10 protein-coding genes are annotated in these 14,037 nt (G+C 70.6%); 8 read left to right on the forward strand and 2 right to left on the reverse strand.

The features are described from left to right. Nucleotides 1-4: 4 nt before the first annotated feature. The 8 genes from AC0685_RS32620 (at nt 5) to gntA (ending at nt 8,574) form a co-directional block, all read left to right on the forward strand. Nucleotides 5-2,944, forward strand: coding sequence for a type I polyketide synthase (locus AC0685_RS32620; protein ID WP_478229015.1), 2,940 nt, complete (start codon nt 5-7; stop codon nt 2,942-2,944). Next, a complete protein-coding gene (locus tag AC0685_RS32625; protein WP_478229016.1) occupies nt 2,941-3,786 on the forward strand; it encodes a 3-hydroxyacyl-CoA dehydrogenase family protein in 846 nt (281 codons plus the stop codon). Before AC0685_RS32620 ends, AC0685_RS32625 begins: the two co-directional genes overlap by 4 nt. Nucleotides 3,787-3,915: 129 nt before the next feature. Then, nucleotides 3,916-4,167: an acyl carrier protein gene (locus tag AC0685_RS32630; RefSeq protein ID WP_007029786.1), complete on the forward strand. Its 252-nt coding sequence runs from the start codon at nt 3,916-3,918 to the stop codon at nt 4,165-4,167. A gap of 13 nt (nt 4,168-4,180) precedes the next feature. Then, complete coding sequence (locus tag AC0685_RS32635; protein WP_478229017.1) at nt 4,181-5,320, forward strand: acyl-CoA dehydrogenase family protein; 1,140 nt, start codon at nt 4,181-4,183, stop codon at nt 5,318-5,320. Then, nucleotides 5,317-6,375 (forward strand): HAD-IIIC family phosphatase, encoded by a 1,059-nt coding sequence (locus AC0685_RS32640; protein ID WP_478229018.1) that lies wholly within the window; start codon nt 5,317-5,319, stop codon nt 6,373-6,375. Before AC0685_RS32635 ends, AC0685_RS32640 begins: the two co-directional genes overlap by 4 nt. Further along, the gene (locus AC0685_RS32645; protein WP_478229019.1) at nt 6,372-7,118 is read left to right on the forward strand and encodes a thioesterase II family protein; all 747 of its coding nucleotides are present in this window, start codon (nt 6,372-6,374) and stop codon (nt 7,116-7,118) included. Before AC0685_RS32640 ends, AC0685_RS32645 begins: the two co-directional genes overlap by 4 nt. Then, on the forward strand, nt 7,115-7,873 hold the full coding sequence (locus tag AC0685_RS32650) for a 4'-phosphopantetheinyl transferase family protein (RefSeq protein ID WP_478229020.1): 759 nt from the start codon (nt 7,115-7,117) through the stop codon (nt 7,871-7,873). Before AC0685_RS32645 ends, AC0685_RS32650 begins: the two co-directional genes overlap by 4 nt. Beyond that, nucleotides 7,870-8,574 (forward strand): guanitoxin biosynthesis heme-dependent pre-guanitoxin N-hydroxylase GntA, encoded by a 705-nt coding sequence (gene gntA, locus AC0685_RS32655; RefSeq protein ID WP_478229021.1) that lies wholly within the window; start codon nt 7,870-7,872, stop codon nt 8,572-8,574. The genes AC0685_RS32650 and gntA overlap by 4 nt, the downstream gene beginning before the upstream one ends. A 75-nt stretch (nt 8,575-8,649) precedes the next feature. Here the strand turns inward: gntA and AC0685_RS32660 are convergent, their stop codons facing one another. Further along, on the reverse strand, nt 8,650-11,022 hold the full coding sequence (locus AC0685_RS32660; protein WP_478229022.1) for a BTAD domain-containing putative transcriptional regulator: 2,373 nt from the start codon (nt 11,020-11,022) through the stop codon (nt 8,650-8,652). Between the two features lie 208 nt (nt 11,023-11,230). After that, nucleotides 11,231-14,014 (reverse strand): AAA family ATPase, encoded by a 2,784-nt coding sequence (locus tag AC0685_RS32665; RefSeq protein WP_478229023.1) that lies wholly within the window; start codon nt 14,012-14,014, stop codon nt 11,231-11,233. Between the last annotated feature and the right edge of the window lie 23 nt (nt 14,015-14,037).

Here is a 14,037-nt window from a genome sequence, read left to right on the forward strand (position 1 = left end):
CCCCATGACCACGCGAGAACGGGACACCGGCGACGACATCGCGATCGTCGGCATGGCCGGGAACTTCCCCGGCGCGCCCGACATCGGCAAGTTCTGGGCCGATCTGTGCGCCGGCCGCGACGGCATCACCCGGATGACCCGCGCCGAGCTGCTGGCCGCGGGTGTTCCCGCCGAAGTGGCCGACGATCCCGCGTTCGTCCCCGCGGCCGGGTTGCTGCCCGGTATCGACCGCTTCGACGCCGACTTCTTCGGCTACAGCCGCGCCGACGCCGAACTCCTCGACCCGCAGCACCGGCTGTTCCTCGAATGCGCGTGGCACGCGCTGGAGGACGCGGGTGTCGACCCGGACCGGATCGAAGGCCTCGCCGGGGTGTTCGCCGGCGGTGCCCCGAGTACGTACCTGCTGTCGAACCTGTTGTCCAACGACGTCACCGCGCTGACCGTCGGCCCGGATCAGCTGATCCTGCAGAACGAGAAGGATCTGCTCGCGTCCCGGCTGTCGTACGCGCTCGACCTGACCGGCCCGTCGGTCAGCGTGCAGAGCTGTAGTTCGACCGCTCTCGCCGCCGTCGCGCAGGGCTGTTCCAGCCTGCTCACCGGCGAATCCGACCTGGTCGTCTCCGGTTCGGTTTCCGTTGTGGTGCCTCAGGAACCGGGCTACCTCTACCGTGAGGGCAGCCGGTTCGCGCCCGACGGCATCAACCGGATCCTCGACGCGGGCGCCAACGGCAAGGTCCCCGGCAACGGTCTCGGCGTCGTCGTGCTGCGGCGGCTGGAGGACGCGCTGGCCGACGGCGACCGCGTCTACGCGGTGATCCGGGGCTGGGCCATCCACCACGAGGGCAACCGCGCGCGGCAGGGGTTCAATCTGCCGGGCGTTCCCGGCCAGGCCGCCGTCGTAGCGGAGGCGATGGCCGCCGCCGACGTCGAGCCCGACGAGATCGACCATATCGAAGTGTCCACTTTGGGCACCCCGTTCGGTGACGTCGCCGAGATCTCCGCACTGCAGAGGATCTTCGACGTCGATGGCGTCGAGCGGGTCACCCTCGGCTCGATCGACGCGAACCTCGGGCACATCAACCAGGCGGGCGGTGTCGCCCGGCTGATCAAGGCCGCGCTGGCGTTGCACCACGAGAAGCTGCCGCCCGCGGTCAACTTCGAGAAGCCCAACCCGCAGCTCGCCCGCAGCGGTGACAAACTCGTCGTGCAGAACGAACTGGGCGACTGGCCGCGCGGCGAGCGGCCCCGGCTGGCGGGCGTCAGTGCGTACGGCTTCGGCGGCACCGACGCCCACGTCGTCATCGAGGAAGCGCCGGAGGACTGCCCGGAGCGTCCGCCCGCGCGTCCGCACCAGCTGCTCGTGTGGTCCGCGCGGACCTCCGAAGCGGCGGACGCGATGACCGGCAGGCTCGCCGCCTCCAGTCCTGAGTGGACGGATTTGGCCGACGTCGCCTACACGTTGCACAACGGACGGAAGGCTTTCGAGCACCGGCGGATGACGGTCGTGTCCTCTGTGGACGAGGCGACCGGCGCACTCGCGTCCGAGACCCGCGTGGTCGCCGAAGCGGACTCGAAGCCGCGCAAGGCGGGCTTCCTGCTCGCCGGGGTCGGCGAGCAGTACCGCGGTATGGCGGGCGGGCTCTACGAGAGCGAGCCGGAGTTCAAAGCCGCTGTCGACGAATGCGCCGCGTTGTTCAAGGCGCATCTCGGCACTGACCCGACGACGAGCCTGCACGGCTCTCGCGGTTCCGACGGCGGCGACCTCGCCCGTCTGCTGGGCCGCGCGACCGACAGCGAGGACGCCGTTCCGTCGTTCACCCAGCCCGCAGTGTTCACCCTCGGCTACGCGCTCGGCCGCCTGCTGCGCGCCTGGGGAGTCCAGCCGTCCGTGCTCGCCGGGTACAGCGTCGGCGAGTTCGCCGCCGCCACCCTCGCGGGCGCGCTGACCCTGGAAGAGGCCACCGCGCTGGTCGCCACCCGCGCGAAGCTGATCGAGAAGCTGCCGGAAGGCGCGATGGCCGCGGTCCCGCTGGGGGCCGCCGAACTCACCGCGCTGGTGGGTGACGTGACGGCGTTCGGCGTCGACGTCGCCGCGGTGAACGGGCCGCGGATGATCGTGGTGTCCGGCGCCGGCGACGGCGTCGAAAAGCTGGCCGCCGCGCTCGCCGGACACGGCGTCCCGGCGCGGCCACTGCGCACCACGCACGCCTTCCACTCGCGGGCCCTGCGCCCGGCCGCCGCCGAACTGACGGCGTGGGCGCGGAAGAACCTCACGCCGCGCGAGCCGGAAGTGCCCTACCTGTCGAACGTCACCGGCGCGCCGATCACGCTCAAACAGCTGAAGGATCCCGGCTACTGGGCCGAGCACATGTGCCGTCCCGTGCGGTTCGCGGCGATGATCGAGCATCTTGCCAGTCTTTCCCCGGATACCGTGTTGCTGGAACTGGGAGCCGGGCAGTCGCTCGGCTCGATGTTCCGCGGTCACCCCGATTTCCCGCAGACCTCGTGGCCGCTGCTGGTTCCGACCCTGCCCGGCGAGGCCGACCCCCGCCAGGACACGGCCGTGCTCACCGAAGCGCTCGGCCGCGCCTGGCTTTCCGGGGCGGACATCGACTGGCGGGCCTATCACGACGGCCGCGACCCGCGGAAGACCACGTTGCCGGGTTATCCGTTCCAGCGCGACCGCTACTGGATCGAGCCGACCCGGGCCGCCGCCGACGTCGCGCTCGGCGCCCGGTCCGCCGAGACCCCGGTCTACCTGATCGAAGGCGAACTGGACGTCACCGCCCGCGACCTGGCCACCCGGCTGGGCGCCGAACTGGGCGCGACCGTCGTGTTCGCCGACCAGCACCCCGGCGGCGCCGACGCCGTCCGGGCCGCCCACGGCCGGCTCGACGGCGTGCTGGACCTGACCACGAGCAACGCAGCCAAGGAGGAACGATGACCCTCGTCGGAGTCGTCGGCGCCGGTGTGATGGGCACCGGGGTCGCGCAGAACCTCGCCACCAGCGAGCACGAGGTCGTGCTCATCGACGTCGACCCGGGCAAACTGGCCGACGCCCGCGACCGGATCGAACTCGAATGCCGGATGAGCCGCATGCTCGGCGGCCCCGAGATCGACGCGGCCGCCGTACTCGGCCGGATCACCTTCGGCACCGAGCTCACCCTGCTCGCCGAGGCCGAAGTGGTGATCGAGAACATCACCGAGAACTGGGACCTCAAGTCCCGCCTGTACCCGAAACTCGACGAGGCCTGCAAGGCCGACACCGTGTTCGTCGTCAACACCTCCGCCATCCCGATCACCAAGGTCGCGGCGCTCACCCGGCGCCAGGACAAGGTGATGGGGGTGCACTTCATGAACCCGGTGCCGATGAAGCCTTCGTGCGAGTTCATCCCCGGCTACCACACCAGTGAGTCCACAAAGGACATCGTGCGCGAGCTGCTGCTGTCGATGGGGAAGAAGCCGATCCCGGTCAACGACGCCTCCGGGTTCGTCTCCAACCGCGTGCTGATGCTCACCGTCAACGAGGCCGCTTTCCTGGTGCACGAAGGGGTCGCGGACGCGGAGACGGTCGACGAGGTGTTCCGCGGCTGCTTCGGGCACCCGATGGGCCCGCTGGAGACCGCCGACCTGATCGGCGTCGACACGATCCTCTACAGCGTCGAGGTCCTCTACGACGAGTTCAACGACAGCAAGTACCGCCCCTGCCCGCTGCTCAAGCAGATGACCGCGGCCGGGCTGCACGGGCGCAAGAGCGGCAAGGGTTTCTACAACTACAGCGGCTGAGCGGCGGCTGACGTGGGCCCGGCTGGTCGTGAGTGGCGATTCGGGTTAGAACCCGAATCGCCACTCACGACCACCTTGAGTCATCACGCCACCCACGCCTTACCCACCTACGCGAGAAAGGCATCCACCATGTCGCAGGACGTCCGCGGCGAGATCCGCGGCTTCATCGGCGCGAAGTTCCCCAGCCTGTCGTTCACCGACGAGCAGGACATCTTCGCGCTGGGTTTCGTGAACTCCCTGTTCGCGATGGAGCTGGTCATGTTCATCGAAAAGGCGTTCGCCACCCGGATCCCCAACGAGGAACTGAAGCTGGACAACTTCCGCACCGTCACGCGGATGACCGAGCTGGTCGAGCGGCGTACCGCCGCGGCCGCGCACTGAACGGGAGAACGACGTGAGGGCGAGGACACGGCCCGAAACGCCCGCGGTCGAGGTGATCGGGCGTTTCGTCGACGAGGAGGTCGGCCCGCACGCGGACGCGTGGGACCGGGCCGAGCACATCCCCCCGGAGGTGCTGAGGCGGGTGGGGGAGCTGGGACTGTGGGCCCCGTTCCTCCCCGTCGAAGCCGGCGGCGCCGGGCTGGACATGGTCACCCTCGGGCGGCTGCACGAGGAGGCGGGCCGCGGCTGTTCTTCGCTGCGGAGCCTGCTCACCGTGCACACGATGGTGACCGCGACGGTACAACGCTGGGGCGACGACGAGCAGCGCGAGCGCTGGCTGCCCGCCCTGTCCGACGGCGCGACGCTGGGCGCGTTCTGCCTGACCGAGCCGGATTTCAGCGGTAGCGACTCGACGGCCGCGGGCACCGTGGCCGTCGCCGAGAACGGCGTCTGGACTTTGCGGGGGCGCAAGACCTGGATCACCGGCGGCCAGGTCGCCGGGCTGTTGCTGGTGTTCGCCGGCACGGCCACCGGGATGAGCGCGTTCCTGGTGCCCTCGGATCATCCGGGGGTCCGGGTGACCCCGGTCCGGCACATGCTCGGCACCACGGCGAGCATGCTGGCGACCATCGAGTTCGACGACGTCCGGCTCGACCCGTCCGCGCTGGTCGGTCCGCCGGGCTGGGCCGCGGGCACGGTGATGACCGGCGCGCTCGACCTCGGGCGCTACAGCGTGGCGTGCGGTTCGGTCGGGATCGTGCGGGCGGCGCTCGCCGCGTCGGCCGCCTACACGTCGGCGCGTTCAGCGGGCGGCGGGCTGCTGCGGGAGCTGCCGCAGATCCGCGCCAAGATCAGCGAGATGGTCACCGCGCGCGACGCCGCGCGCCTGCTGTGCGAGAAGGCCGGGCGGCTCAAGGACGCGGGCGATCCGGCGACCATCATGGCGACCTGGGTGGCCAAGTACTTCGCGTCCACGGCCGCGGCCAAGGCGGCTTCGGACGCGGTCCAGATCCACGGCGCGAACGGCTGCGGCCCCGACTACCCGGTGGCGCGCCTGTACCGCGACGCGAAGGTCATGGAAATCATCGAGGGCAGCACCCAGATCCAGGAGCTGACCATCGCGGACGAGGCGTATCGGGAGGTGCCGGGATGATCAGAGACAGCACAGTGCTGGAGAAACCCAAGCGGGGCCGGATCAAATGCGTGGTGTGGGATCTCGACAACACGCTGTGGGACGGCACGCTGCTGGAAGACGGCGAGGTCACCGTACGGCCGGAGGTCGTGGCGGAGATCAAGCGGCTCGACGAACTGGGCATCCTGCATTCGGTGGCCAGCCGCAACGACCACGAAGCGGCGATGACGCGGCTGAAGGCGGCCGGGCTCGACGAGTACTTCCTGTACCCGCAGATCAGCTGGAACCCCAAATCCGGTTCCGTGGAAAGGATCGCGAAGTCGCTGAACATCGGTCTCGACACGATCGCGTTCGTCGACGACCAGCCGTTCGAATTGGCCGAGGTCGCGCACGCGCTGCCTTCGGTCAAGACCGTCGACGTGGCGAAGCTGGGGGAGGCACTGGCGTCGGAGGAGTTCCGGCCGAAGTTCGTCACCGACGAGTCGCGGGTGCGCCGCGAACTCTACCGCGCTGCCGCCGTGCGGGAGCAGGTCGAACAGGATCACGAGGGCACCAGCGAGGAGTTCTTGTCCACTTTGGACATGAAGTTCACGATCGCGCGTGCCCAGCGGGAGGACCTGCAGCGGGCCGAGGAACTGACCGTCCGCACCAACCAGCTCAACTCCACCGGCCGGACCTACTCCTACGACGAGCTGGACGAGCTGCGCACCTCGCCCGACCACGTCCTGCTCGTAGCCTCCCTTTCCGACAAGTACGGCGGCTACGGCAAGATCGGCCTGGCGCTGGCCGAACGCGGCGCGCCGGCCTGGCATCTGCGGATGATGCTGATGTCGTGCCGCGTGATGTCGCGCGGGGTCGGCACCGTGCTGCTCAACCACATCATGGGACTGGCGAAGGAGGACGGCGCGAAACTGCGCGCGGACTTCGTCGAGACCGGCCGTAACCGGGTCATGTACGTGACCTACGCGTTCGCGGGCTTCACCGAGATCTCGCGGGACGGCGACCGGCTCGTCCTGGAGTCCGATCTGAGCACGATCCAGCCACCGCCGCCCTATCTGACGATGGAGCTGCGATGACCGCTCCGAGCACGGCATGTCCCTGGCTGCCCGGCGGGATCCCGCCTGCCGAGGCGACGAAGCTGTTCTGTTTCCCGCACGCCGGAGCGAGCGCGGCGGTCTACCGGGAATGGGTCCTCGCGGCGGGCGAAAGGCTGGTCGTCCTGCCGGTCCAGCTGCCCGGCCGTGCCGAACGCGGTCGCGAGACACCGCACGAAGACGTCGAAAGCCTGGTCGAGGCGGCGATCGAGGGGCTCGGGGATGTGCTCACCGGTGACTTCGCGTTCTTCGGGCACAGTGTCGGCGCCCTGACCGCGTACCTGCTCACCCGCAGGCTCGCGGAGCGCGGGGCCACGCTGCCGAAGCATCTGTTCGTGTCAGGGCGGGCGGCCCCGCAGCTGCCCGACACCCGGCTCCAGCTGCGGGCTTTGCCCGACGAGCGGCTCGCCGCCGAACTGCACGCCCTCGGCGGCCTGCCGGACGTCCTGCGCCGCGAGCGCGAACTGCTGGCGATGTTCCTGCCGCTGATGCGGGCCGATCTGGCGGTCAACGAGACCTACCGCCATGTCCCGGGGGAGCCGTTGCCGGTGCCGCTGACCGTGTTCGGCGGCGATCGCGATCCGCGGGCCGATCTGGACGAACTGGCGGCGTGGCTCGAACTCGCCACCGACTCGACGATGGTGACCTACCCGGGCGGGCACTTCTACCTCGAGCAGCACGTGCCGGAACTGCTGGACGTGATCCACCGGAAGCTGGGCCGATGACCACGCAGTGGTTCTCGGCGTGGAAGCAGCCCTCGGGCGCGCTGGGTGAACGGCTCCGCCCCGGCCGGGACGCGCACGTGTGGCGGATCGCCCTCGCGCGGGTGCTCGCCCCGGGCTCGTCCGAGGCCTACGGTCTGCTCGGCGCGCTCTCCGAAGACGAGTTGCGCCGGGCCGCCGCCATCACGGTGGACGAGGAACGGGCCCGTTTCCTGGCCGCGCATGTCGCGCTGCGCGACATCCTCGCGTCCTACACGGGCATCCCGGCGTCCGAGCTGCGGTTCACCCGCGACGGCGACCGCCCGGCGCTGGCGGGCGTGACGGGGATCGAGTTCAGCCTGTCCCGGTCCGGCGCGCTGGCGCTGGTCGCGGTCGCGGCCGGGGTCCGGGTCGGCGTGGACGTCGAGGAGGTCCGGGAGGTCGACCACGACGGCCTGGCCGCGCGGACACTGCGCCCGGAAGAGGCCGCCGCCGTCCGCGAGCCGCTGACCTTCTTCCGGTACTGGACCTGCAAGGAGGCCTACCTCAAGGTCGACGGCACCGGACTGGCCGGACTGCCGGGACCTTCCTTCACCCTCACCGGCGGCGACGTCGCCCTCGAAGACCGTCCTGAATGGACGATCATGGAACTGGACGCCGGCGCCGGCAACGCGGCCGCGCTGGCCGTCCCGGCGCGCCCGGTCACCGTGCGTGCCTTCGACTGGTTTCCCGGCAGGCGGCGAACGGCCGGGGAGCACCGGAAAGGCGGAGTGAAATGAGCGACCCGAAAGCGGAGCTCGAAGCGTTCATCCAGACCACGGAGTTCAGCTGTCTCGGTGCTCGCGCGGCGTTGAAGAAGGGCTCGATCGTCCACGGCCACTACCCGGCGCTGGGCGATCCGGAGTCGGCGCGTGCCCACTACCGCGACATGCTCGGCTATGCCCGCGACATCCGGCCCACGTTGTCGGACAAGAGCTTCCGCACGTTCGTGGCCACCTTCGAGGCTCCCGGCGGTGTCCTCGACGAGGAGGAGTACGAACGCCTGCTGTGGCGCCACCTCCAGCTCATCCATGACATCGACAGCCGCACCTACGGCCTCGACGAAGGCGCCACCTCGGACCCCGACGAACCGAACTTCGGGTTCCACGTCGCCGGGCACTCGTTCTTCGTCGTCGGCATGCACCCGGGTTCGTCACGGGCGAGCCGCCGGTTCTCCCGGCCTGCGATCGCGTTCAACTCGCTGATGCAGTTCATGTTGCTGGGCGACAAGTTCTTCTCGATGCAGGACGCGATCCGCAAACGAGAGACGACCAACAACGGCTCGGTCAACCCGAGCTTCACCACCTACGAGTACCAGATGCCGTCCCGGCACTTCTCCGGACGGATGACCGAAGAGGACTGGAAGTGCCCGTTCACTTCGCGGCACGAGCCTTCTTCGGTCAAGTACACCTCGGACGTCATGCAGCGCCCCACCGGCTGATTCCCCGGTCCGTGAAGGCCTCCTTGCCTACCTTCAGGGTAGGCAAGGAGGCCTTCACTACGTTCAGGCCAGCCGTCAGGCGAGGGCTTCGACGCGGCGCGGGACCGGGCGCCGGAGCAGCGCGGTACGGGTCGCGCGCGGGATCCGCTGGTAGACCAGCTCCCGCAGGGTCGCACGGCGGAACGTGTAGCCGGCGTCGTCCTCCCGGCGCAACACCGCGAGGCTCGCGAGCCGGGACAGCGTCCCCTCGATCTCGGCGGTGTCGCGGCCGCAGACCGCGGCGACGTCTTCGGCGGTGAAGGCGTCCCCGGTGAGGCTGGCCGCCTTCAGCAGCGACTTCTCGGCGGCGGGCAGGTTGTCGAGCTGCGCGGCGAGCGTCCGGCGGACCAACGGCGGCGTCATCGCCTGGCCGAGTCCCGGAAACGGGGTGGTGCGGCCGTGTACCTCCTCGGCGTACGCGTGCGCGAACCTGGGGTTGCCGCCGATCCTGGCGATCAGCTCCTGCCTGCCGCGGATGAGCCGGGCGGTACCGGGCAGGAGCTTGTCGAGCAGCTGGCTGACGGCGTCGTCGGCCAGCGGGGCCAGCGTCACCGTCGTGCCGCATCGCTCGCCGTGTTCGGCTTCCAGCAGCCCGGGCCGTGCGGAGGCGACGATCAGGACCGGCAGTCCCGCACACGCTTCACCGAGCCGGTCGACGGAGTCGCGGGTCTCGGCGTCGGCGCGGTGCAGGTCATCGGCCAGCACCACCAGCGGCCCGTAGCAGGTCAGTTCGGTGGCAGCGGCCCGAAGCGCGGCATCGCCGCCCTCGGTGCGCAGCCGGGACGCGGTCTGGGGGAGCAGCCCGGGAACGACGGCGAACGCCTCGGCGACGTCGGCCCCGGCGTCCAGCACGCGGATGCGGGGCTGCTCGGCGAGGGTTTCGGCGAACTCGGCGAGGAGCCGTGTCTTGCCGATCCCGGGCTCGCCGAACACGGTCACCCGATGCGGGCGCCCGCCGCGCTCGACGAAACCGAGAAGGTGGTTCAGCAGATCGCGGTCGTGGTCACGGCCGACGAAGCCGCGGGGATCGGCGGGCTCGGCGATCGGATGTTGACGGGCCGAGACGGCGTGCCACCAGCCAGGCGAGTCTTCGGATGCTTCGTGCACCACGGCGGGCTCGGAGGCTTCGCGGACCGCGTCCGAGACGCGGATCCGGCCTTCGGGCGCGCGTAGCGCCGAGCGGACACAGCGGTCCAGGACGGGGCCTGCCACCTGTCCGGGGCCGGCGGCGGTGAACTCGACGAGAACGTCCCCGCTGTCGACACCGATCTGGGTCGCGATCCCGGCGGTGGCCAGGCGGTCGAGGATCCGCAACGCCGTCCGGGTCGCGTGGACGGCGTCGTCGTCACCGGTCCGGGGGAGACCGAACAGAGCCAGCACCACCGGCCCTGACTCGCCGGGAAGATGCGCGCCCGCGGCGATGGCCTCCTCCTCGACGACGGTCCGCAACCGCGCCTGCGCCTCCACGGCCTCTTCGGGATCGTCGTCCGGCGTGGCGAGCGCGACCCCGACCGCGACGACCGGCTTCCGCTCGCTCTCGACGGGCTCCGTGCGGGGCAAGGCGATCACCGGTGCGGGCGTGAACGGCAGTGGCTCGGCCACCGGGGCGGGCTCGGGTTCGGGACGCGGCGCCGGATCCGGCCGCCGGGTGAGCAGGGTTTCGTCGTGCTGGAGGATCGCGCGTTCCAGCTCGCGCAACTCCTTGCCCGGTTCCAGGCCGAGCCCTTCGGCGAGGCTGGCGCGCGTCGCGCGGTAGACCTCGAGCGCGTCCACGTGACGGCCGCAGCGGTAGAGCGCGGTCATCAGCTGGGCGTTGAGCCGCTCGCGGTTCGGGTTGGCCTCCGCCAGCCCGCGCAGATCGGTGAGCACCTCGTGGTGGTGTCCGCGGTCCAGCTCCAAGCCGAAAAGGTCCTCGTGGACGGCGATCCGCTGGTCCTCCAGCGCGACCAGCTCGGGCCACACCACACCGGTCTCGGTGAGGTCGGCGAGCACCGGGCCACGCCACAGCGAGAGCGCGTCACGATAAGCCGACACGGCCTGCTCGACATTCCCGGCCGCCTGCGCCGTCCGCCCTTCGGCGGCGAGCCGCCGGAACCGGGCGGCGTCGACCTGCTCGCTGTCGACGCGCAGCAGGTAACCGGGCGCGTGCGTGAGCAGCATCGCCTGCTCGGTGGCGCCGGTGCGCTGGGCCAGCGTCGAGCGCAGCCCCGAAACGGCGTTCTGCACCATCTTGCGCGCGGTGGCGGGGATCTCGTCCGCCCAGATCGCCTGCAGCAACGTGCTGGTGGCGATGACCTCGTTGTGCCGCAACAGCAGATAGGCGAGCACGGCTCGCTGGGTCGCCCCGCGCAACACGACCGGACGTCCGTCGTGCACGACGTTGAAGGGGCCGAGGAGGTCGAAACGCACAGGGTCACCACCTTGTTCGGGACTTGCGAAGACGATCTCCACCGTGGCCCCGCACCCCGCCCACGGACAACGCCGCGGCGCGGATACTGGCTCGGTGCCAGTGGCACCCGAGAACGATGCCAGTTACCGCCCGATGTGTTGACTGTGGACGTTCGCACCTGCTAGACGCGCGCACCACTCTCGCAATCAGTCCTCTGAATGCGTCGGGTCAGGTCAGGTAGTCGCCGGTCAGGATCGCCGCCGCGAGTTCCACCCGGGACGTGTACCCGGTCCGTGAGAAAAGCCTGCTGAGCCTGCCTTCCACGCTTTTCTCACTGGTTTCGAGGACGACCGCCAGTTGCCGGTTGGTGAGGCCCTCGGCGACGAGGATCGCCAGCAGGCGTTCGTTCTCGGCGGTCGTCTCCGTCCGGCCGGGTCCGGCGAAGCCATTGTCGCGCAACAACTTCCGAACGCGGCCGCGCCAGTACCAGGCACCGACCTCGCCGAACAGTTCGTACGCCTCAGTCCATGACCGCTCCGGCCGGTGCCCGGCGAGCCCTGCCCGCAGGAGGGTCATCGCCGACTCGTAGGGAACCTCCCGGCGTTCGCGCGCGATGGCCGCGGCGCGCCGGGCCGAGGCGGGTTCGCGATGGACCGCCGCGCGGGCGAGGTAGTGGTTCTGGTGCGCGCGGGCGGTGTCGAGCTGGGTCGCCGTGCGCGCGGAGCGCCGTACCCAATGTTCACCTTCGCGTTGCTTGTTCCGCGCCAGCGCGGAGCGCGCCAGGTCGGCCCAGAGGTCTTCGGTGCCCAGGAGGTAGCCGCCCGCGTCGGCGCTGCGTGCGGCGGAGTACAGCAACGCGTCGGCGCCCTCGGTGTCACCGAGTTCGCCGAGCACGGTGGATTCGGCGTGGTCGATCGTGTGCTGTATCCCGGCCGGGCGGCTGTCGGCGGCCAGCGCCCTGGCCCTGGCGAGCCGGCCCTGCGCGCCGAGGAGCCGGATCGCGCAGTGCGTCAGCAGGCAATGCAGCGGCCGAGCCGGATCGGTGCCGCCCAGCATCGTCCGCCGGGCCAGTTCCATCGCCTCGGCCCAGTCACCGCCGAGGTAGTTCAGCGCGAACAGGTTGGGTCCCGGCAACTGGTCCAAGGGCATCCCGGCGTCGGTGATCAGCCGCCGCGCCTGCCGGAGTTCTCCCAACTGCAGCAGCATCTCCACTTCGAACCGGCGCTGTTCGATGTTGTACTGCGGAAGATGCCCGGAACGCCACAGTTCCGGATGCGCGATGAGCGTGTGCAGCTGGGACGTGTCGCCGAGCACGACGCCGCAGGCCGCGAGGAACATCGTGCCGAAGTCGGCGGTGATGTGGTTGCTGCCGGTCCACACCGCGCGCGCCCGCTCCAGGAGGTCGCGCGCCTCGATCCAGCGATGGCTCAGTACCAGGGCATACGCGCGGTTGATCACCATCAGTGCCGGGTCGTCCGGCAGCACCGGCGACGCGCCCGCGGCGATTTCGGCGAGTTCACCGAGGTCACCGCGGGCGGCGAGCCCGGAGATGAACAGGACCGAAAGTTCCTGTGCCTCCGCGGGTTCGAGGTGGCCGAGATGCTTGCAGAGCACCTGCCGCGCGCAGTCCCCGGCCTCGGCCGCCCGGTAGTGCAACGCCTTCGCCGCGCTCAACAGCATCAGCACGACCGTCCGCGCCGGCGGTTCGGTCACCCAGGACAGCGTCGCGTGGAGCCAGCGTTCCGCCTTCGCGCCGTCGGTGAACAGGACCCGCTTGCCGTTTTCGAGGAGTTCGTCCGCCGCGCGGCGCGTGTCGACGAGCGACCCGGCCTGGGTGATCCAGTCGAGCACCAGATCCGGATCCGAGACGGACGCGGAGCCGGACCACACCGCCTGGACCGCTTGAGCGGCCAGGCTGCGCGAGGCGTACGGCCCGATCTTGGTCAGCAAGGCGTCACGCACGGCGGGGACCCGGAACCGATGCCCGCCGTCGTGCCGCCGCACCAGGACACGTTCGGCGACAAGCCTGTCGAGCACCGCCCGCAGATCGTCTTCACGCCATCCGAGCGCGGTCGCGGCCAGGCCGGGTGCGGCGGTGCCGAGCGGGCAGAGCATCGCCATCGTCTCGGCCACCTCCCTGACGCCGCCACCGGCCTCGGCCACCGCCAGCAGGAGCGGATGGTCCTCGGTGGCCACCGGCCGGTCGACCCGCTCGACGCGGTACGCGGTGCGGTCGATGATCCGCAGCGCTCCGGCCTTCCGGTAGCCGTGCACGAGCGCGGTCAGGGCGGCGGGATTGCCCCGGGCGGCGGTGTGCAGCTCGCTCACCAGGCCATCGTTCGGCAGGGCCGAGACCAGTCCCGTCAGCAGTGACCGCGATTGCGCACGCGAAAGCGGCCGGAGTAACCGCGACTTCGCGCGCCCGCTCGCCCGGAGCCGCGCGAAGGCTCCTCTCAGCGCGGGGCTCTCGGACAGGTCGTCTCCCGCGCCTGTCCGCACTGTCGCGACCACGCTGATCGATGTCTCCGCCGTGCAACGGTGCAGCAGCGCGCTCACCAGCCGGGCGGTGTGCTCGTCGAGCCACTGCGCGTCGTCGACCAGGACCACCAACGGGGTCTGGACGCGGAGAAGCGCGAACACGGCGGTCGCGATCTTCGCGACGGTCTCCGGGGTCGGCGTGGTCTCGCCCGCCCTGGCGAGCATGGCCAGCACCGAGCGCCGCGCGGGTTCCTCCTCGGCCCGGTCCCCGCCGAGAAGGACGAGAAGCCGGAACATCGCCCCGTACGGGAGTGTCCGGTCGAGCTTGGCCAGCCGCAGCACCAGCACTTTGGCCGACGGGGTGAGCTCCTCGGCGAGCCTGTCCAGTACCGTGCCGCGGCCGCAACCCGGCTCCCCGGCGAGCACCGTCAGCGGGGTCGTGCCCAGAGCGACTCCGTCTCGCAGGGCTCCGACCTCCTCGACGCGGACGTCCGCCCGCGATCCCGTCCCGGTGCCCGGGTGCCTGGTGCTCATATGCCCAGTTCACCAGGACGGGG

It is taken from the genome of Amycolatopsis sp. NPDC043889 (assembly GCF_056435645.1).